This window comes from Caldanaerobacter subterraneus, from assembly GCF_004345675.1.
In the GTDB taxonomy this organism is placed as follows: Bacteria; Bacillota; Thermoanaerobacteria; order Thermoanaerobacterales; family Thermoanaerobacteraceae; genus Thermoanaerobacter; species Thermoanaerobacter subterraneus.
The window spans coordinates 68,540-88,452 of the sequence record NZ_SLWU01000008.1 but is presented as its reverse complement, the minus strand read 5'-3'; the positions used below and the strand labels follow the sequence as shown (position 1 = coordinate 88,452).

Here is a 19,913-nt window from a genome sequence, read left to right as displayed (position 1 = left end):
ATGTTAGTGTCTCTTTCTTGGTTGAAAGAATTTGTAGATATAGATGAAGACGCTAAGACAATAGCCGAAGGGTTGACCATGTCTGGTTCGAAAGTGGAAGGCATAAAAAGTTACGGAAAGGAAATTTCCAATGTAGTTGTAGGGCAGATTGTATCTTTGGAAAAACATCCTAATGCAGATAAATTGTGGGTTGGGATTGTGGACATTGGAAGTGAAAAATTGCAGATTGTCACAGGGGCAGAAAATATAAAGGTAGGGGACTATATACCGGTAGCATTGCACGGTGCTACTCTTCCGGGTGGAGTGAAGATAAAAAGAAGCAAATTAAGAGGAGTAGAGTCTGAGGGCATGATGTGTTCTGCGGAAGAGCTGGGGCTTGATGAGAGCCTGCTGCCTGAGTATCAGAGAAACGGGATATTCATCCTGCCTCCACTTCCTCTTGGGATGGACATAAATGAGGCATTGCAGCTTAAAGATGATGTTTTAGAATTTGAGATAACGCCAAATCGCCCCGACTGTCTATCTGTAGTTGGAATTGCGAGAGAGACTGCGGCAACTTTCAGAAAATCTTTCAGAATGCCAGAAATCAGAGTTACAGAAGTGGAGGAGCCCAATCCTGCCAGAGTGACTATAGAGGCGCCGGACCTTTGCTACAGGTACGTTGCGAGGGTCGTGAAAAATGTCAAAATAGGTCCTTCCCCCATCTGGATGCAGGTAAGGCTGTTGAAGGCAGGTATAAGGCCTATAAACAACGTAGTAGATGTGACTAACTATGTGATGCTGGAGCTGGGACAGCCTCTGCACGCTTTTGATTTGGACAAAGTAAAGAATAAACACATAATTGTGAGAAGGGCAAGAGACGGAGAAAAATTGGTTACTCTAGACGGGAAAGAGAGGATTTTAGATAGTTCAATGCTTGTGATAGCGGACGAAGAAAAGGCAATAGGCCTTGCAGGAGTAATGGGAGGAGAGAACACAGAAATAACGGATTCCACAGTGAATATACTCATAGAGAGTGCCAATTTCAAAGGCAGCAATATAAGGCATACCTCCAAAAAGCTGGGTCTTAGAAGCGAGGCTTCAGCGAGGTTTGAAAAAGGGCTAGACCCAGAAATTACAGTTCTTGCCTGTGAGAGAGCAGCCCAGCTCATGGAAAAGTACTGCGGTGGAGAGGTATTAAAAGGAATTGTGGATGAATATCCTAAGCCAATGGAAAGAACAGTATTGACTGTAAGACCTGATAGGATAAATAAATTTTTGGGCACAAATTTAGCTACCTCTGAAATGATTGAGATCTTAAGGTCTTTAGAATTTGAAGTAGTTGAAAAAGGAGAAGAGCTTGAAATAAAAGTTCCTCACTTCAGAAAAGATGTGACTATGGAGGCAGATATTGCAGAAGAAATAGCTAGGCTTTATGGTTACAACAATATTGAAGATAGTCTTATGAAAAATGCTCAGACCACTTTAGGTTCTCTTACAAAAGAGCAGCAGCTGGAAGAAAAGGCGAGAGAAGTACTGCTGGCTTGTGGACTAAATGAGATTGTCACAATGTCATTTATGGGAGAGAGGGATTTAGACAGAATAAATGTTCCTAAAGACAGTGTTTTGAGGAAAGCTGTCAAGATAATAAATCCCCTTGGCGAAGAGCAAAGCCTTATGAGGACTACACTTTTGCCTTTTATGCTAAATGTGGCTTATACCAATTACAGCAGAAAAGTGGGGGAATTTAGGGCTTTTGAAATCTCAAGGGTATTTTTACCAAAAGAACTGCCTTTGAAGGAACTGCCTGAAGAGGTAAAGACTATTTCTCTGGGAATGTACGGCAAGGAAGTGGACTTTTACACCATAAAAGGAGTAATTGAAGAACTGCTTGAAGTGATGGGGATTGTTGATGTAGAATATGTGAGGGCAGAGGAACCTTCTTATCATCCTGGAAGGTCAGCAAAAATACTCTTTAAAGAAGAAGTATTGGGTGTCTTTGGAGAAGTTCATCCGGATGTTTTGGAAAATTATGACTTGCCCGTGAGAGTGTATGCGGGGGAGTTGAATTTGGATAAAATCATAAAATTTGCTAATGTAGATAAAAAGTACACCCCGCTTCCCAAATACCCTGCAGTTGAAAGGGATATTGCAGTAGTAGTAGATGAGGATTTGTTTGTGGCTGAAGTTGAAAAAGTAATAAAAGAGGCCGGCAGAGGGTTTGTAGAAAAAACTGCCCTGTTTGATGTTTACAAAGGACCCAACATCCCTGAAGGAAAGAAGAGCGTCGCCTTTTCCATCTGGTACAGGTCTTATGAGAAAACCTTGACCGATGAAGAAGTCAATGAAGTCCATGCTAGGATAGTTAAGGCTTTAGAGGAAAAATTGGGGGCTAAATTGAGGTAAAAAAGAAGGAAAATTGCTTTTTATGTAGAAATAAATAGAATAACAAAGGATTAAGGGGATGTTTCTGTGGAGTTAAACAGGGTTAGTGTAACGATTAATGGCAATGAGTATATTTTAAAGTCCGATTATCCCGAAGAGCATGTAATAAAACTTGCAAATTATGTAGACAATGTAATTAAGGAATTGATGCAGAGCCATAAAAATCTTTCACAGCTTCAGTTATTTCTACTTGCGTCTTTGAACATTGCTGATGAGCTTTTCATGTCTAAGGAGGAAAACAATGCAATAAAAAAAGAGCTGCTTTCGTTGAAGACAGAATTAGAAGAAAAAAATAGGCGGATAAAAGAGCTGGAACAAGAGCTAGAAAATACTGTAAATAAACTTTTGGAGACAGAAGAAGAGTTCAGGCAGTTTTTAGAAACATTTGACCAAGAAAAGTAAAGGTGGTTGGATGAAAAGGGTTGAACTATTGGCACCGGCAGGGGATTATAATGCGCTTTTAAATGCTGTAAATGCAGGCTGTGATGCCGTTTATTTGGGAGGCAAGAATTTTGGGGCAAGAGCTTATGCCCCTAATTTTGATTATGAGGACCTTGAGAAAGCTTTAGAGTTTTGTCATTTGAGGGATGTTAAGGTTTATGTGACTGTCAACACTTTGATATTAAACGAAGAAATGGATAAACTTGTAGAGTACATTGACTTTTTATACTCAATTGGGGTAGACGCTGTTATAGTGCAAGATTTAGGAGTGCTGAAATTTTTAAGAGAAAATTATCCGGATTTTGAAGTGCACGCCAGTACGCAGATGACAGTACATAACCTGGAAGGCGTGCGGGAATTAGCTGAAAAAGGTGTGTCCAGGGTTATTTTATCAAGGGAATTGACTCTTAAAGAAATAAAAGATATTGCTTCCAATTCCCCTATAAATGTAGAGGTTTTTGTTCACGGGGCGATGTGCGTCAGCTATTCAGGTCAGTGCTTTATGAGCAGCCTCATAGGAGGGAGAAGCGGCAACAGAGGGAGATGTGCTCAACCCTGCCGTTTGAAGTATTCTTTAGTCAACAAGGAAGGGAATATTTTAAAAGAGAATTTGCACCTTCTGAGTATGGCGGATTTGTGCACAATTGAACATATACCTCTCCTTATTGAAGCAGGCGTTTCTTCTTTTAAGATTGAGGGAAGGATGAAAAGTCCGGAATACGTCGCTTCTGTTGTGAAAGCTTACAGAGATGCCATAGACAGTTATTACGAAGAGAGAGCTTTTGATAGTACTAAAGCCATGGAAGAAATGGCTAAAGTCTTCAATAGAGGTTTTTCTACGGGGTATTTGTTTGAGAGAAAGCCTTCCAAGATGAGCTATGTTACTCCTAAGAATATAGGGGTGCCTGTTGCGGAGGTAGTAAAAACCAAAGGGAGAGAAGTAAAAGTAAGGCTTCTTCAAGACATAAGAAAGGGAGATGGGATTTCTGATTCAAAGGGAGAAAAAGGGCACAGGATACAGGAAATCATAAAAAATGGGCAGAAAGTAGATGTGGCTTTTAAAGGGGAGATAGTGACCCTTTATTTGGATTTTTACCCCAAAGAAAAAGATATTTTGAATAAAACTTACGATTACCTTTTAAATGAAAGTTTAAAAAATTTGCCAGAGAAAAAGGTTCCTGTGAAAATTTATGCAGAATTGAAAAAAGAGATGCCTTTTGTAGTTAGAGTAGAAGATGGAATTTTCTTTGGGGAAGCGAACAGTGGAAGTATTCCGCAGGTAGCTAAAAAGGTTTCTATAGAAGAGGATTTTCTAAAGGACAAGTTGTCTCAGATTGGCGATACGCCTTTTTATCCTGAGAAAGTAGTTGTAAGTTTAGATAAAGGGCTTTTCATGCCTGTAAAGGACATTAAGGAGACAAGAAGGAAGGCAATATATGAATTAAAGTTAAAAAAATTGGCTTTCTATCAAAGGGAAAAGCTACAGAAAAAAGTTAAGCTTCCAGAGGGAAGGGAAAAGAGTGAAAGTCCAGTTTTGACCTTCTACACTGATAAATTAAATCATCTAGAAATCGCAGCATCTCTGGGGATACAGTATGTTTATTTTGATTACAAACTCAATGAAAGTATCTTAAAACAAGCAGTTAAATTGCTGGAAGGAAAAGATACTGTACTTGTTGCTGCTTTTCCTTCAATTTTAAGAGAAGAGATGAAAGATATTGAAAGGCAATTGCGGCTTTTAAGAGAATTGGATATACGGAATATCCTTGTTTCCAATTTGGGGCTTTATCATATTTTAAAAAATAGTGACTTTAGACTGTTTATTGATTATCCTCTCAATGTTTTCAACAGCCTTGCTGTAGAGTATTTTAATGCTTACGCTGTGACCCTTTCTTATGAACTTACGCTTGAGCAGATGAAAGACATTGCAAAAAGAAGCGATATAAAGTTTGAGGCAGTGATATATGGTCACCTTCCTCTTATGACTACGGAATACTGCCCTATAAGAAATTTAGTGGGTTGCGACAGGGCAAAATGCGAAAAGGGTTACTATTTTCTTAAAGACAGGAAAGGTAAATTGATGCCTATAAAGAGCAATGGTTTTTGCAGGATTCAGATTTTAAATGGGGATGTGCTCTTTATGGCAAATCACATGGAAGAGCTGAAAAAATCCGGCCTTTCTTTTCTCAGAATAAATGATACAATAGAAGAAGATGAGGAAATAGAAAAAATTTTACAAATGCATATAAAAGCATTAGAAGGAGAAAAAATTGAGGTTCCAGAGGGAAACTATACCAAAGGACATTTTTACAGAGGAGTTTTGTAGTCATGAAGGGAATGAGGGAAAAAACTTTAAAAAGCCTTGAGTTTGACAAAATAGTTAAGCTAATTGCGAATGAATGCGACTCAGAGCTTGGGAGAGAAAAAGTTTTTGACATAGAGATAAAAAAAGATTTAAAGGCAATAGAATTTGAATTAGACTTGCTCAATGAGGCAGTGAAATTTATCTATTCCTATGGGGATATATCTTTTTCTTTTCAAGACATAAGAGAGCATGTAAAAAAAGCGCAGATTGATTACATCCTCTACAACAGGGAACTTTTAGGTATTAAAAATTTTCTCAGCCTTGTGGAGGAAGTCAAGGCCCACTTTAAATCGCTGTATGACAGGGAAGACTTTTTATTGCTTAAAGAATTTGATAAAAGGCTTGTTCCTCTAAAAAGTTTAAAGGAGAAGATTGAGAATACGGTGATTTCTGAAGATGAGATCTCAGATGAAGCCTCTCCGGTTTTGAAAGCAATAAGGAGGCAGAAGGCATCAATAAATGAGAAGATAAAGTCTACTTTAAATTCTATAATTTCTACAAGGCAAAAAGAACTTCAAGAGCCAATAATAACAATGAGACAGGGAAGATATGTCGTGCCAGTAAAACAGGAATACAGGAATGTGTTTAAAGGCATAATACACGACCAGTCTTCCACAGGGGCTACTTTGTTCATCGAGCCTATCCAAGTAGTAGATTTAAACAATGAATTGAGGGAGTTAGAATTAAAGGAGCAGAAGGAGATAGAAAGGATACTTTTTGAACTTTCTCAAGAAGTTAAGAAGAATGCTGAAGCTATTTTCAAAGATGTTGAAGTGGTATCTGAACTGGATTTCCTATTTGCAAAAGCCCGTTATTCAATAAAGATAAAAGCTTCAAGGCCTGAGCTAAATACTTCAGGGTATGTAAATCTCAAAAAAGCGCGCCATCCTTTGATAGACCCTGAGAAAGTCGTTCCAATAGACATACACATAGGAAGAGAGTTTACTACCTTGGTAATTACAGGTCCTAACACAGGAGGTAAAACTGTCACTTTAAAGACAGTAGGGCTTTTGACTTTGATGGCGATGGCAGGAATAAACATTCCTGCAGAAGAGAAATCCCAGATTTCCATATTCGAAGATGTCTTTGTGGACATAGGCGATGAGCAGAGCATTGAGCAAAGTTTGAGCACCTTTTCTTCTCACATGACAAATATAGTGAGTATTCTTAAAAAGGTCAATAAGAATTCTTTGGTGCTTTTGGATGAGTTGGGGGCAGGGACTGACCCTCTTGAAGGTTCTGCACTTGCTATGAGCATCTTGGACTTTCTCCACAGGACAGGATGCAGGACAATAGCCACCACCCATTACAGTGAGCTCAAGCAGTACGCCTTGAAGACCAAGGGCGTGGAAAATGCCAGTGTCGAGTTTGATGTGGAGACCTTACGGCCTACTTACAGGCTTATCATAGGTATTCCTGGAAGGAGCAATGCTTTTGAGATTTCAAGAAGGCTTGGGCTTTCAGAGGAAATAATTGAAAATGCCAAGAGCTACATGTCTGGTGAGGCCATAAGGTTTGAGGATGTCATTAAAGACGTAGAAGAAAAAAGAAAAGATCTAGAAAATGCTTATCAGGAAGTAGAAAGGCTAAAAAAAGAAGTGGAAGTCTTAAAAGAGGAATTAGAAAAGGAGAAGAGAAAGCTCGAATCTCAAAAAGATAAAATATTGAAAGAGGCTAAAGAAAAAGCTAGGGAGATAATTAAAGAAGCAAAGCAGACTGCAGAGGAAGTAATAAAGAGGATAAAAGAGGCAGAAGAAAAAGAGAAAAACAAAGACAGGGCGATACAGGAAATAAGGGAGAAGATCAAGAAAAATCTAGAAGAGTTGGAAGAAGAGGTTTTAAAACCTAAGGAATTTTCTTATGGCAAAATCCCTGATTCTTTAAAAGCTGGACAGACTGTTTATATTGTCCCATTAGACCAAAATGGAATTGTTCTCTCTCCACCGGATGCATCAGGAAATGTTGAAGTGCAGGCGGGAATTTTGAAGATGACAGTTTACATAAGCAATTTGAGAGTCAAAGAAGAGCAGGAACAGGAAGAAGTGAAAAAGGGTTACAGCAGGTTTATCAATGAAAAGGCAAAGTCGATAAGCCCCTCTCTTGATGTCAGAGGTATGACTTTGGACGATGCTCTTTTGGAAGTGGAAAAATACATTGACGATGCGTATCTGGCAGGGCTTAATCAAGTGACTATAATACACGGAAGGGGTACAGGAGTTTTGAGGACGGGAATTGCCAAATTTTTAAGAAATAGTAAGTATGTAAAATCCTTTAGGCTAGGCAGATATGGTGAGGGCGGTGATGGTGTCACCATTGTTGAATTGCACAGCAGATAGGAGGGGACTTATGTACCTTGTGAGTGCCTGTTTGGCAGGGATAAACTGCAAATATGACGGCGGCAACAATGAAAGAGAAGAGATAAAAAATTTAGTAAGGGAAGGCAAAGCTATTTTGGTTTGCCCTGAGCAGTTAGGGGGGCTTCCAACTCCTAGACTTCCTTCTGAGATAAGGGGAGATAGAGTTTTTAATGTTAAGGGAGAGGAAGTCACTGAGAATTTTTACAGAGGAGCGTATGAGACTTTAAAAATAGCTGAGCTTTACGGTATAAAAGAGGCAATTTTTAAAGCCAAAAGCCCTTCTTGTGGATGTGGGCAGATATACGACGGGACCTTTTCCGGTAGATTGATTGAAGGCGACGGGATAACTACAAGGATTTTAAAACAAAATGGAATAAGAGTGATGACGGAAGTGGAATTTTGCGAAAAAACAAAAAAGAGTGAGTAAAACAGCTTCCCCTACATAAAATTGTAGGGGAGGTGTTTTTGTTGAGGAGGAAAAAGTGGGGTTATAGGAGAGTAAAAGGCCTTTACATATATTTGATTTACACCATTGTAGCACTAATTTTTTTCTATTATTTTACGGAATACAGATTAAAGCCGGCGATAATTGCTGTAAGTGAAACTCTGGCAAAAGAGACAGCAGTGAATACCATAAACGATGCTATAAATGAAAGAGTGCTCAAAGGGATAGAGTACAAAGACTTGGTTTATGTTAGAACAGACAACAACGGAAAAGTTTCGATGCTTCAGGCTAATACGATTGAGATGAATCTTTTGGCTTCAAAAATCACGAGAGAAGTCAAAGAAAATTTGAATAGTATAGGGCCTTTATATGCAAAAATCCCTTTGGGGTCCGTGTTTTCCAGTGATTTATTTGCAAATGTAGGGCCCAGAATAAAAGTTGGCCTTTTGCCTGTCGGGGCAGTTGATGTGGACTTTAGCTCTCAATTTGAGCCGGCAGGAATAAATCAAACAAGGCACAGGATTTATTTGGACATACGCACCACTATAAGGATAATTGCCCCCTTGACATCAGACGAAGTGCAGGTCACCTTGCACATGCCTATTGCTGAAAGCATAATAGTTGGAGATGTGCCGGCAAGCTATGTTGATGTCAACGGGGATAAATTTACTGTTCCAGTTCCCCAGCCTTCTGATTCGAAAGTGGAAATCAAGAAATGACTATTGAAATTTTGTCGAGAAGCTGATATAATAAAAAACGTGTGAAGTGGGGACGTAGCTCAGTTGGGAGAGCACCTGCCTTGCAAGCAGGGGGTCGGGAGTTCGAATCTCCTCGTCTCCACCATTTTTTTATTTGATGGGTATCTGATATCCTCAAGGGGTATTTTAGATTGTGGAAGATAAAAACTTTGTCAACGAACTGTAATACCCGTTTAGGGTATTTTTTTTGCCTTCTTCAAGTTTAGCATTTTTTTCTTCAAAATGCAGGATTTTTTACTTTTTTGTCGAATTATTAAAACAATGGGCTCAGGAGGTGAGATGAATGACTCAAAGTAGTGAAGTCCTGTATAAAAAAAGATTAGAAAACATTGTAGAAAAGACTATTGAAGTCATTGAAAGCAGCAAGCAACAGATTTTTGAGATCCTTGAAAAAGCAAAAGAGGAAGCTAGAAAGCTGGAAGCACAGCTAGAAGAACTTAAAGTTCAGGTGATCAACGTCATAAAAGAAGTGGAAATGTGTGAGAAAAAAGAAAAAAAATGTCGACTGAAATTGGCTTTGGTGAGCAAACAGTTTGGTCACCTCTCTGAGCAGGCAATAAAAGAAGCTTATGAGGAGGCAAAAGAGGCGCAGATAGAGTTGGCTCTAAAAAGGAGAGAAGAAAAGGAGCTTATAGAGAGGAGAAATGAACTAGAGAGGAAGCTTCTTGATACGAAAGCCATTATAGAAAAGGCTGAAAAGTTATCTTCCCAGATAAACATAGCTTTAAATTATTTGAATGGAGATTTGAAGGCGATGAACCTACAGCTGGAGCAACTCAAGGACAAGCAGGCTTTGAGCGTGAAGATCATTGAGGCCCAAGAGGAAGAAAGGAAAAGAATTGCAAGAGAGATTCACGATGGACCGGCTCAAGCAATGGCAAATGTTCTTTTAAAGTCAGAATTATGTGAAAAGTTAATCACAAAGGATGTGGAGCAGGCAAGGTTAGAACTCAAAAATTTAAAAGAAATTGTCCAGCAGTCTTTGAAGGAAGTCAGAAAGATAATCTACGATTTGAGACCTTCTGCATTGGACGATTTAGGCCTTGTACCCGCTTTGTCCAGGTACATAAAGAATTTTGAAGAAGAGACCGGGATACATGTTGATTTTACTGTGCTTTCAGATTACCAGAGGTTGAGTCCAGAGATTGAGGTCACATGTTTTCGCGTGGTGCAGGAAGCCCTCACAAATATAAAAAAGCATTCCAGGGCAAAGACTGCTTCAATTAAGTTTGAGTTTGGGATGAAATTTGTAAGCATAATCATAAAAGACGATGGGATAGGATTTGACAAAGAAAAGATAGGACAGGGATATGGCCTTATGGGGATGAGGGAGAGGGTGGAAATTTTGAATGGAAAGTTTGAGATAAGCAGTTTCAAAGGCAAAGGGACTCAAATTTACATTTCCATTCCTGTAAGGGGTGTTGAGGATGATTCGGTTGCTAGTGGCTGATGACCACGCTCTCATAAGAAAAGGACTTGTCCAGCTGATAGAACTTGAGAAGGATATAAGAGTGATATCCCAAGCTTCAAATGGTGAGGAAGCTTACAGGCTTGCTAAAGAACTTTCTCCTGACATAATTTTGATGGACATAAATATGCCTGTAATGAATGGCATAACAGCAGCGAAAAAATTGAAGGCAGAAAAACATCCCAGCAAAATACTGTTTTTGACTATTTACAATGACAAAGAATACTTGGTTGAGGCTTTGAAGTTAGGAGTGGAAGGTTACATATTAAAGGATGCTGAGTATGATGACCTTATAAAGGCTGTCCGCACAATTTACAGTGGTGGAGTGTACATTCATCCTTCTCTCATGCAAGAGATAGAGGATTCGAATGAGGAATTATTAAGAAAAGAACTTACTCCCCGCGAGATAGAAATACTCAAGTTGCTCTCTCAAGGATACAGCAATAAAGAGATCGCACAGAAACTATTTTTAAGCGAAAAAACTGTGAAAAATCACGTCTACAATATTTTCCGCAAACTGGGTGTCAAGGACAGAACGCAGGCTGCAATTTATATGCTCAAAAATCAGACGATTTTACAGAGTTAATCCTTTACAAGGCTAAATTTGACTTTTATTCAAAAAGGGAATAATATTATAGATGGATGTTTCAATATTAAAAGCAGCGGGGGGTAATGTAATTGGAAGAAAAAGATCTGAAGGAAATTGAAAAGAGACTGGGGTATAAAAATGTGGATGTATGGACTAAAATTTCCAGTGAGGAGAGGGAAAAAGTATTTGAGTTTGCAGAAGGCTATAAAGAATTTATGGCAGAGTGCAAAACTGAAAGGGAAACAGCGGAGAAGATAATTAAAATTGCGGAAGAACACGGCTTTATTGACATTGAAAAAGCTACAAATTTGAAACCAGGCAGCAAAGTGTACTACAACAACAAAGGGAAATCAGTAGTCTTAGCTGTAATTGGGAAAGAGTCCATGCAAAAGGGTATTAAAGCCGTAGCCTCCCACATAGATTCTCCTCGAATAGATTTAAAGCCCAATCCTCTGTATGAAGAAGGCGGATTAGCGCTTTTTAAAACCCACTACTACGGAGGCATTAAGAAATATCAATGGGTTACAATACCTCTGGCGCTTCACGGCGTAATTGTAAAGTCAAACGGAGAAAAGATAAATATAGTGGTGGGGGAAGACGAGAACGACCCTGTACTTTACATAACTGATTTACTGCCCCATTTAGGGAAAGACCAAATGGAAAAGAAAGCGTCGGAAGTGGTGACAGGGGAAGCTTTAAATGCAGTAGTGGGAAGTATACCGCTGTCTGAGGAAGTAAGTGTAAAACCGAGTATACTCAAATATTTAAATGAGAAGTACGGCATAGTAGAAGAAGATTTATTAAGCGCTGAATTAGAACTAGTTCCCGCTTACAAACCAAGAGATGTAGGTTTTGACAGAAGTATGATTGCAGCTTACGGGCAGGATGACAGAGTCTCTGCTTACACTTCCCTGAAAGCTATCCTGGAGATAGGAGTTCCTGAAAGGACTGCTGTTGCTATATTTGCAGATAAAGAAGAAGTAGGAAGCATGGGAAATACAGGTTTGCAGTCAAGGTTTTTTGAAAACGCCATTGCAGAAATCCTTGAAAAATATGAGGGCAGTACTGATATAAAACTAAGGAGACTTATGGCAAACTCTGAAATGCTCTCTGCAGATGTAAATGCTGCTTTTGACCCGACGTATGCTGAAGTGAGTGAAAAACAAAACACAGCTTATTTTGGTAAGGGTGTATGCATAACAAAATACACTGGGGTGAGAGGAAAAGCTGGATCCAATGATGCAAATGCAGAGTTTGTGGGGAAAGTTAGAAGGCTTTTCAATGAAAATGGAGTAATCTGGCAGATGGGAGAACTAGGGAAGGTTGACATGGGAGGCGGCGGCACTGTAGCTCAATATGCAGCTAATTACGGGATGGAAGTGTTGGACTGCGGCGTGGCTCTTTTGAGCATGCACGCGCCTTATGAATTGTCTTCCAAAGTGGATGTGTACATGGCTTACAAAGCCTATAAAGTTTTCATGGAAAAAGATTAATCCGGGAAGTTCCCGGATTAATCTTTTATAAAAAGTTCCACTACTATTATTCCATTTCCTTGTTTATTTTTTACTATTCCGACTCCAATTTTATTGTAATAAGGATTTAATATATTCGCCCTGTGCCCTTCTGAATTCATCAAAGAATAGTGAGCTTTTATCACGTTAGAATCTACTGCTATGTTTTCACCTGCCATATAATAATTTATTCCAAATTTTTTGAGCATGTCAAAAGGAGAGCCGTAATTTGGAGAAATGTGAGAAAAGTAGTCGTTGTCCCGCATGTCTTCAGCTTTTAGTCTAGCAACTTTGCACAGATTTTCATCTACCTGTAATGGCAAGAGGTTGTTTTTTTTTCTTTCTTTATTCACCAGTTCTACTAAAGTTTTTTCCTCCTGTGAAAGTACTGCACTTGTTTGAATTTGTGAAGTGTTACTTGGATTTGCTGTATTACTATTTATGATACTGGAGGAAGGTGTGTATGAAGCTATTTTTTTGTTTAAGGAGACAGGCTGTCTTACTGTTATAAGAGCAGAAGGTCTTATTAAATTGTTTTTTGAAAAATAGCCATAAGAGTAAAAGATTGAAGCGTCAGCAGAATTAAAAGAAAAAAGTGAAATTGCTGCTAAAACTAGTGCTATTGTTGATTTTGTTTTCATGTACACCACCTCAAATCAATATATTCTACAGAAAGCTGTAAATTCCTTTAAGTAATTTATGGACATGAAGGAACATTGTATCAACTGAGGGAGGTGTAGAATATACTGGTTCTGAGGTGGTATGTGTGAAATACGGGTTGATCGTGTTTTATTCCTATCAGCATGGGCTTATGGCAGAGAGAGTATTAAAAAGGCACAATATTGCTGTAGAATTTGTTCCTACGCCAAGAAGCATTTCAGAAGGGTGCAGTCATTCTCTCAAATTTGGGCTTGAGTCTTTAAAAGTGGTGCAAAATTTATTACAGAGAATTAATGTTCCATACAAGGGAATATACGAAGTGGAAAAAATACCGGCGGGGTATAAAATAGTAAAAGTGGTTTAGTCCTCTTCTTTTATGAAGAGGCTTTTTATTTTTTGAAATGTAGTGGCATTTTTAATGCTTTCTAGCTTGGAGTTTAAAATTAGTACTTGATTCTGTAAGTCCTTTATCTGCCTTTTTAGGTTTTCATTTTCTCTCATCAATCTGTTTACCATTGTATTGTAATTGTCTGCTTTAAGAGATATCTTTGCTTTTTCCTCATTTGCTTGCTTTAAAAGCTCCTGAAGTTCAAAGATGTTTTTGTTTTTCATTGCAATTTCGGCATTTTTTCTGTTTAATTCTTCTTCCAAAAAAGACTTTTCCTCTTTCAAAGTCTGTAACTTTTTGATTAAGAGATTTAAGTACTCTTGGACTTCTTTTATGTAAAAGGTGAAATAAGTGCTTTTTTCTTCTGGTTCCTTCCTAGGTTTGTATTCCAGTGGTATTATTTCTCCTTTTTTGCTTAGGAAAATGTAATTAGATTGTAAATTCCCTAAGGGAGCTCTCAGTTTAAAAAATTCTACTTCTTGGAGTGAGAAAGGAAGTTTAAAGGGTTTGGACCAGCTATTTCCACTGTCGGAGGATATGGTTGCAAAAAGGCTGTCTTTTTGTATGTAGCTTCCCCACAGGTTGTTATCTATAACAGAAAGGTGCAAATTTTTAATTTCGGTGGAGTAGGCTAAGGTAGTGGCAGCGGTCCAGTTTCCTTTTGGCCAGCTGCCTGGAGTTTTTTTCTTATACTTTATCTCTTGAATTATGTCCTCTTCTATCCAAAGGGTGTGTATGTTTTTCTGAGAGTCTACCGAAATAGCAGGTGAGAAGATTTTTTCTGATTCGGAAATTAAAAATTTTGGTGACCAGGAATCTTGCGTGTAGAAAAGGTAGTAAAGTTGTGTTTTATTTTTCTCAACTGTTGTATAAAGAAGATGAACATTTCTTTCATCTTCTAAAAATACTTCATAGAAAGGGAAGAGTAAAGGGCCTTTAATTAAAGCGATGTTTTTGCCACTCCAGTTTTTATCCCATTTTTGATGAATTAAAAGCATTTCTCGAGGTTTGCTTATACTGCTTAAGGTGTAAAAAAGGTGTACCACCTTGTTTTTTATTAATAGGGTAAAATTATCAAGATGCGTATTTTTATCAGGGTAAGAGTAAAGAACTTTTTTATGCCATCCCCTTTCTGAAAGAATTAATAAAACTAATTCTCCTTCTGAATTTTGGTATATCAAATTTAGTTTTCCTTCATCATCAAAACAGGCATCAAAATCGCTTTCACAGTCAGAAACTATGACTTCCTCCGCCTCTTTACCTTCACTTATTTTTTTAAGAGCTATCTTTTTGTCTTCTAAATAAAGGTATTTAAAAAAATCTCCTTTTTCGATGAGTATATTTGCCATTTTCAAGCCCCCTTTCGCTAAAATATATGCAAATAAGTTGCGATATAGAATTGTTAAACTATTAACATGACTTTTAAAAAGGATTTTTAGCAAAAATGTAGAAATAATATATAATATAAAGTAGCTTTGATGCAATAAGAAAAAAGGAGGAGTATAATCATGAATTACGATGTGATAGTCGTAGGAGGAGGACCTGGAGGTTATACTGCAGCCATTAGATTAAGTGAATTGGGTAAAAAAGTAGCTTTGATAGAAGAAGATTCTCTGGGAGGTACATGCCTTAATAGAGGGTGTATTCCTACAAAGGTTTATGCTCACGCTGCAGAACTTGTAACCCGCATAAAAGAAGCAAAAGACTTTGGAATAACTGCAGAGTACACTTTAGATATTGCCAAGCTTCGCCAGAAAAAAGAGCGGGTAGTAAAGAGATTAGTAGGTGGGGTAGGTTATTTGATGAACTTACACCACATTGATGTCATAAATGGAAAGGGAACGTTTATTGATAAAAATACTGTTGAAGTAAATGGAGCAAAGTACACTGCAGAGAATTTTATAATTGCTACTGGTTCAAAGGTATTTCTGCCCCCTATAGAGGGAATTGACTTAGAAGGCGTCATGACAAGCGATAAAGCTTTGGAATTAGAAAAAATTCCTGAAAAAATAGTGATAATTGGAGCAGGAATTATTGGACTTGAATTTGCAAATATTTATGCTTCTTTGGGGAGCAAAGTAATTATGATAGAGATGCTTCCTCAGCTTTTACCAATGCTTGATAGAGATGTAGTTGGAGTGATGGAAAAAGCATTGAAAAAGCAAAAGATAGAGCTTCATCTAAATAGTAAAGTAGAAAAAATAGAAAGAGGTCTGAGAGTAATTTATACAGAAAACGGTAATCAAGAGAGTGTCGAATGTGATGCTGTTTTGGTTGCGGTAGGAAGAGTGCCTAATGTAAACGGGGTCGATGCTTTAAACCTCGAGATGAACGGAAGAGGAATAAAAGTGGATTCCCATATGAGGACAAGCATAGAAAATATATACGCTATTGGAGATGTTACAGGAGGCATACAACTGGCACATGTGGCTTCTTATCAGGGAATTGTAGCTGCTCACAACATAGCAGGGGAAGAAAAAGAAGCGGATCTGACGGCGGTACCTAACTGCCTTTATACAAATCCAGAGGTTGCTTGGGTTGGTCTTAATGAATCACAGGCAAGAGAAAAGTATGGAGAAGTGAAAATAGGCACTTTCCCGTATACGGCTTTGGGAAGGGCTATGACTATGGGAGAAAGCGATGGGTTTGTGAAAATAATCGCAGAAGGAAAATATGGAAGAGTAGTCGGTATGGAGATAATAGGGGCTGGTGCTACAGAGATAATACATGAAGGGGTATTGGCCATAAAAGAGGAGTTTACGCTGGAGGAATTGGCAGATAGCATACATGCTCATCCTACACTTTCTGAGAGTATAAAAGAGGCTGCAGAGGATGCTTTAGGGATGCCAATAAACAAAGGTTAAAATAGGGGGAATTGTTTTGAGGAGAGGAGAAGTATTAAAATTAGGTGTGGTTCCTTATCTTGAAGGGAAAGAGATACAGCTTAAGGCTTTTGAAAAAGTTAAAAAGGAAGAAACAGACGGTATTTTGATATTACTTCAGCATAAGCCAGTATACACCATAGGTGTTTCAGGTGGATATGATGAAGACATACTGGTCCCCATTGATTACATAAAAGAAAAGGCAGAGCTTTACAAAGTAGAAAGGGGAGGAAAAATAACTTTTCACGGGCCTGGACAGGTGGTAGCCTATCCCATTTTTAACCTGGCAAAATGGCAGAAAGATGTTCACCTTTTTGTTCATAATTTAGAAGAAGCTGTAATAAGGCTTCTGAGGGAATATGGGATTATCGCCGGACGCAAGGAAAAGTACACGGGTGTGTGGGTTGGAGATGAAAAGATATGCGCAATAGGCATTGCGGTTAAAAGGTGGATAACTTGGCACGGTATAGCGCTCAATGTTAACACTGACCTGTCTTACTTTGGCCTTATTAACGCTTGTGGAATTACAGAGTTTGGTGTCACTTCCATGAAAAAGCTTGGAATAGAAGTTGAAATAGAAGAAGTGATGGACAGACTTGTGGACAAGTTTGAAGAGGTGTTCGAAATAAAATTTGAAGAGATTGATTTAACTAGATTGGCGGTGGTTGACAGTGCGAAAGCCTGAATGGCTTAAAGTGAGAATTTTAAGTGAGGATTTAAACAGGATGGAAGCTTTTTTGAAAAATATGGCCTTAAATACCGTATGTCAAAGTGCAAACTGCCCAAACATGGGGGAGTGCTTTGCAAGGAGAACAGCAACTTTTATGATAATGGGCAACATATGTACTAGAAACTGCAGATTTTGTGCAGTGGAAAAAGGGCATCCTCAGCCCCTTGATGAGGAAGAGCCGAGAAGAGTGGCGGAAGCAGCTAGAAGGTTGGGGTTAAGGCATGTGGTAGTTACGTCTGTTACAAGGGATGATTTGCCAGACGGTGGGGCTTCACATTTTGCGAAGACAATATATGAGCTAAAAAAGCTGCCAGGAGTCACTGTTGAAGTGCTTGTGCCTGATTTTATGGGAAATGAAGAGGCAATCAGGACTGTTGTGGAAGCAAAACCTGATGTAATAAATCACAATGTAGAGACGGTTCCGAGGCTTTACTCAAGAGTGAGGCCAAAAGCGGATTACATTAGGTCTTTAAACCTCCTTAAAAAGGTCAAAGAGCTGGACCCTCTAATACTTACTAAATCAGGGATTATGGTGGGACTGGGCGAAACAGAAGAGGAAGTAATAGAAGTTATGAAGGATTTAAGAGATATTGATTGCGATATGATGACCATAGGACAGTATCTAAGACCTTCTCATAAGCACATAGAAGTAGCTGAATATGTAACCCCTGAACAGTTTAAAAGATATGAAGAGATAGGCTACAAATTAGGATTTAAGCATGTAGCTTCTGGGCCGTTGGTTAGAAGTTCTTATCATGCTGATGTGGGTTTGAGTTTAGCAAGAGGATGAGTTATTTGTGGTAAAGAAAAAGCAGCTTTCAAAATGGGCTTTTAATGAAGGCTGCTTTTTTTGTAAAAAGGGGGATTTGAATGAAGGATTTTATTTCCTTTATGGAAAAGGCGTGGTGGAGATACATTACAGAAGGTATATTGGAGGAAGGGATTAGGGAAGAAATAAAAGAGTCTTGGAAGTTATGCAGAGAATATGGAGTGGACCCTTTTGGAGGGGTGGGAGAGATATTAGATGAAAAAAGTATGAAAGTAAGATTAAAAGAAAATGAAGAGTTGATCTCTGTTGCCCATCCTATAATGGAGGATATATACCGACAAGTAACAGGGTCTGGGTTTTTACTTGTGCTGGTAGATAAGGATGGATACTTAATAGATAGAATAGGTGATGAAAACATAATGGGAGAGACACGCAAACTTAATTTTGTGGAAGGAGCTTTGTGGACAGAGGAAGCAGTGGGAACCAATGCTATTGCTCTTGCCTTAAGGCTTGATAGGCCAATTCAATTGGTAGGAGCTGAGCACTACTGTATAACTCATCACATGGCTACATGTTCTGCTGCTCCTATCCATGACGAGAAGGGAAACGTTATTGGATGCCTTGATATGACTGGTTTGAAAGAAGAGGCTCATCCGCATAATTTGGGTGTTGTCCTGGCAGGTGCCTATGCAATTGAAAAACAGTTAGCTTTAATGAGGTCACATAAGCTCATAGATGCAACGTTTGATTCAATACATGAAGGAATGTTAATACTTGACCACAATTTCGTGGTTCAGCGAGTAAATGAGATAGCTTTAAGGATTTTAAACATAGCCCCCAAAGAAATTATAGGTAGGCACATCCAATCTTTTGTAGATTTTGATATCATTAAAGAAGTATTAAATCAGTCAGAACCTTATTACGATGTGGAAGGGGCTTTTTATAGCAAAGGGAGGAAAATACCTTGCAGAATAAACGCGGTTCCTGTAATGGCTAATAGAAAGACAATAGGAACTGTTATAACTTTTAGAGAAGAAAGGTATGTAAGAAATGTTGTAAATAAATTGGCAGGATTTAGGGCTTATTACACTTTTGAAGATATAGTTACACAGGATGACAAAATGAAAAAGGTTATAGAGACGGCTAAAAAAGCGGCTAAAAGTGATTGCAGTATCCTAATTGAAGGAGAAAGTGGGACAGGTAAAGAGCTTTTTGCACAGGCTATTCACAATTACAGCAAACGCGCTAAAGGACCTTTTGTTGCAGTGAATTGTGCTTCAATTCCTAGAGAATTGGTTGAAAGTGAACTTTTTGGATACGAGAAAGGAGCATTTACGGGAGCGAACAAGAAAGGGAAACCAGGCAAATTTGAGCTTGCAGACAATGGAACTATTTTTCTTGATGAAATAGGAGAATTGCCTTATGAAGTGCAGTCTAAACTTTTAAGAGTTCTTGACAATCATAGGATAGTAAGAGTTGGCGGTACAGAGGAGAAAAAATTAAACGTGCGAGTGATTGCGGCAACTAATAGAAATTTAAGTGAAGAAGTAGAAAAGAAAAATTTTCGAAATGATTTGTATTACAGGATAAACGTAATAAAAATCAATATTCCTCCTTTAAGGGAAAGAAAAGGGGATATTGAACTTCTTGCAAAAGTTTTTGTAGACAGGCTGAATAAGTACAATAACGAGCAGAAGGTTTTGAGTGAGTCTTTTATCAAGCGATTAAAAGATTATCATTGGCCTGGAAATGTTAGAGAATTGCAGAATGTCATTAACAGAGCCTATTACCTGGCAGAAGGCGAAATAATCACTGAAGATTATTTTCCCGAGAATATAGAGAGAAAAAATTGTGAGGAAGACATAAATGTGACTGCAGTACTTCCTTTTGATGTTATTGAGGAGAAGAATATAAAAGAAGCATTAAGGCTTGCAAAGGGCGACGTTGTCAAAGCGGCTAAGATGCTAAATTTAAGCAGAGCGACTATTTACAGAAAAATAAAGAAATACAAAGTAAATTTGAAAGAACTTTCATCTCTAGTTGAGACAAAATAGTTTAAGTCTCAAAATGAGACGCGATATATGTCTCATTTTGAGACTGTTACTTTTATGTCCCCTAGGATTATG

General features: G+C 38.3%; 16 protein-coding genes and 1 tRNA gene. 15 read left to right on the top strand and 2 right to left on the bottom strand.

Going from position 1 to position 19,913, the window contains the following annotated elements; all coding sequences use genetic code 11:
- The 10 genes from pheT (at position 1) to EV203_RS05275 (ending at position 12,340) form a co-directional block, all read left to right on the top strand.
- The gene (gene pheT / locus EV203_RS05320) at positions 1 to 2,385 is read left to right on the top strand and encodes a phenylalanine--tRNA ligase subunit beta (RefSeq protein WP_132039463.1); all 2,385 of its coding nucleotides are present in this window, start codon (positions 1 to 3) and stop codon (positions 2,383 to 2,385) included.
- Positions 2,386 to 2,451: 66 nt separating this feature from the next.
- Entirely contained in the window at positions 2,452 to 2,826 is a 375-nt protein-coding gene (locus EV203_RS05315; protein WP_022587802.1) for a cell division protein ZapA, read from the top strand.
- A 10-nt stretch (positions 2,827 to 2,836) separates the two neighbouring features.
- Positions 2,837 to 5,191 carry a U32 family peptidase gene (locus EV203_RS05310; protein ID WP_132039461.1) on the top strand — a complete coding sequence of 785 codons (2,355 nt, stop codon included), beginning with the start codon at positions 2,837 to 2,839 and terminating at the stop codon, positions 5,189 to 5,191.
- Positions 5,192 to 5,202: 11 nt separating this feature from the next.
- Positions 5,203 to 7,566 (top strand): endonuclease MutS2, encoded by a 2,364-nt coding sequence (locus tag EV203_RS05305; protein ID WP_341765402.1) that lies wholly within the window; start codon positions 5,203 to 5,205, stop codon positions 7,564 to 7,566.
- Positions 7,567 to 7,576: 10 nt separating this feature from the next.
- Entirely contained in the window at positions 7,577 to 8,014 is a 438-nt protein-coding gene (locus tag EV203_RS05300; protein ID WP_011025894.1) for a 2-thiouracil desulfurase family protein, read from the top strand.
- A gap of 41 nt (positions 8,015 to 8,055) precedes the next feature.
- Positions 8,056 to 8,751, top strand: a complete 696-nt coding sequence (gene yunB / locus EV203_RS05295; RefSeq protein WP_031314049.1) for a sporulation protein YunB — start codon at positions 8,056 to 8,058, stop codon at positions 8,749 to 8,751.
- Between the two features lie 48 nt (positions 8,752 to 8,799).
- Positions 8,800 to 8,875 (top strand) — tRNA-Ala (locus EV203_RS05290).
- Between the two features lie 198 nt (positions 8,876 to 9,073).
- Positions 9,074 to 10,240: a sensor histidine kinase gene (locus EV203_RS05285; protein WP_009610617.1), complete on the top strand. Its 1,167-nt coding sequence runs from the start codon at positions 9,074 to 9,076 to the stop codon at positions 10,238 to 10,240.
- Positions 10,218 to 10,844, top strand: coding sequence for a response regulator (locus EV203_RS05280; protein WP_132039458.1), 627 nt, complete (start codon positions 10,218 to 10,220; stop codon positions 10,842 to 10,844). The genes EV203_RS05285 and EV203_RS05280 overlap by 23 nt, the downstream gene beginning before the upstream one ends.
- Positions 10,845 to 10,936: 92 nt before the next feature.
- Positions 10,937 to 12,340, top strand: a complete 1,404-nt coding sequence (locus tag EV203_RS05275; RefSeq protein WP_132039456.1) for an aminopeptidase — start codon at positions 10,937 to 10,939, stop codon at positions 12,338 to 12,340.
- Positions 12,341 to 12,357: 17 nt separating this feature from the next.
- Here EV203_RS05275 and EV203_RS05270 read toward each other — a convergent pair whose 3' ends face one another.
- A complete protein-coding gene (locus EV203_RS05270) occupies positions 12,358 to 12,999 on the bottom strand; it encodes a CAP domain-containing protein (RefSeq protein WP_132039454.1) in 642 nt (213 codons plus the stop codon).
- Positions 13,000 to 13,124: 125 nt separating this feature from the next.
- Between EV203_RS05270 and EV203_RS05265 the strand changes: the two genes are divergently transcribed.
- The gene (locus tag EV203_RS05265; RefSeq protein WP_011025890.1) at positions 13,125 to 13,382 is read left to right on the top strand and encodes a putative Se/S carrier protein; all 258 of its coding nucleotides are present in this window, start codon (positions 13,125 to 13,127) and stop codon (positions 13,380 to 13,382) included.
- On the opposite strand, the gene EV203_RS05260 is transcribed toward EV203_RS05265, so the two are convergent.
- On the bottom strand, positions 13,379 to 14,755 hold the full coding sequence (locus tag EV203_RS05260) for a hypothetical protein (RefSeq protein WP_009610615.1): 1,377 nt from the start codon (positions 14,753 to 14,755) through the stop codon (positions 13,379 to 13,381). The two genes, EV203_RS05265 and EV203_RS05260, sit on opposite strands and share 4 nt — an antisense overlap.
- Positions 14,756 to 14,914: 159 nt before the next feature.
- Between EV203_RS05260 and lpdA the strand changes: the two genes are divergently transcribed.
- The 4 genes from lpdA to EV203_RS05240 all read left to right on the top strand — a co-directional run bounded on the left by lpdA (position 14,915) and on the right by EV203_RS05240 (position 19,841).
- Positions 14,915 to 16,270, top strand: a complete 1,356-nt coding sequence (gene lpdA, locus EV203_RS05255; RefSeq protein WP_011025889.1) for a dihydrolipoyl dehydrogenase — start codon at positions 14,915 to 14,917, stop codon at positions 16,268 to 16,270.
- A 16-nt stretch (positions 16,271 to 16,286) separates the two neighbouring features.
- Entirely contained in the window at positions 16,287 to 16,973 is a 687-nt protein-coding gene (lipB, locus tag EV203_RS05250) for a lipoyl(octanoyl) transferase LipB (RefSeq protein ID WP_003868833.1), read from the top strand.
- Positions 16,960 to 17,808: a lipoyl synthase gene (gene lipA / locus EV203_RS05245; RefSeq protein ID WP_003868834.1), complete on the top strand. Its 849-nt coding sequence runs from the start codon at positions 16,960 to 16,962 to the stop codon at positions 17,806 to 17,808. Before lipB ends, lipA begins: the two co-directional genes overlap by 14 nt.
- Positions 17,809 to 17,888: 80 nt before the next feature.
- Positions 17,889 to 19,841, top strand: a complete 1,953-nt coding sequence (locus EV203_RS05240; RefSeq protein WP_132039453.1) for a sigma-54-dependent Fis family transcriptional regulator — start codon at positions 17,889 to 17,891, stop codon at positions 19,839 to 19,841.
- The last annotated feature ends 72 nt before the right edge of the window (positions 19,842 to 19,913 follow it).

What these genes read in the sequence shown, in the direction of transcription:
- pheT (WP_132039463.1), top strand. Translation starts at nt 1, where the DNA reads ATGTTAGTGTCTCTTTCTTGGTTGAAAGAATTTGTAGATATAGATGAA.
- EV203_RS05310 (WP_132039461.1), top strand. Translation starts at nt 2,837, where the DNA reads ATGAAAAGGGTTGAACTATTGGCACCGGCAGGGGATTATAATGCGCTT.
- EV203_RS05305 (WP_341765402.1), top strand. Translation starts at nt 5,203, where the DNA reads ATGAGGGAAAAAACTTTAAAAAGCCTTGAGTTTGACAAAATAGTTAAG.
- EV203_RS05300 (WP_011025894.1), top strand. Translation starts at nt 7,577, where the DNA reads ATGTACCTTGTGAGTGCCTGTTTGGCAGGGATAAACTGCAAATATGAC.
- EV203_RS05285 (WP_009610617.1), top strand. Translation starts at nt 9,074, where the DNA reads ATGACTCAAAGTAGTGAAGTCCTGTATAAAAAAAGATTAGAAAACATT.
- EV203_RS05280 (WP_132039458.1), top strand. Translation starts at nt 10,218, where the DNA reads ATGATTCGGTTGCTAGTGGCTGATGACCACGCTCTCATAAGAAAAGGA.
- EV203_RS05270 (WP_132039454.1), bottom strand. Translation starts at nt 12,999, where the DNA reads ATGAAAACAAAATCAACAATAGCACTAGTTTTAGCAGCAATTTCACTT.
- EV203_RS05260 (WP_009610615.1), bottom strand. Translation starts at nt 14,755, where the DNA reads ATGGCAAATATACTCATCGAAAAAGGAGATTTTTTTAAATACCTTTAT.
- lpdA (WP_011025889.1), top strand. Translation starts at nt 14,915, where the DNA reads ATGAATTACGATGTGATAGTCGTAGGAGGAGGACCTGGAGGTTATACT.
- EV203_RS05240 (WP_132039453.1), top strand. Translation starts at nt 17,889, where the DNA reads ATGAAGGATTTTATTTCCTTTATGGAAAAGGCGTGGTGGAGATACATT.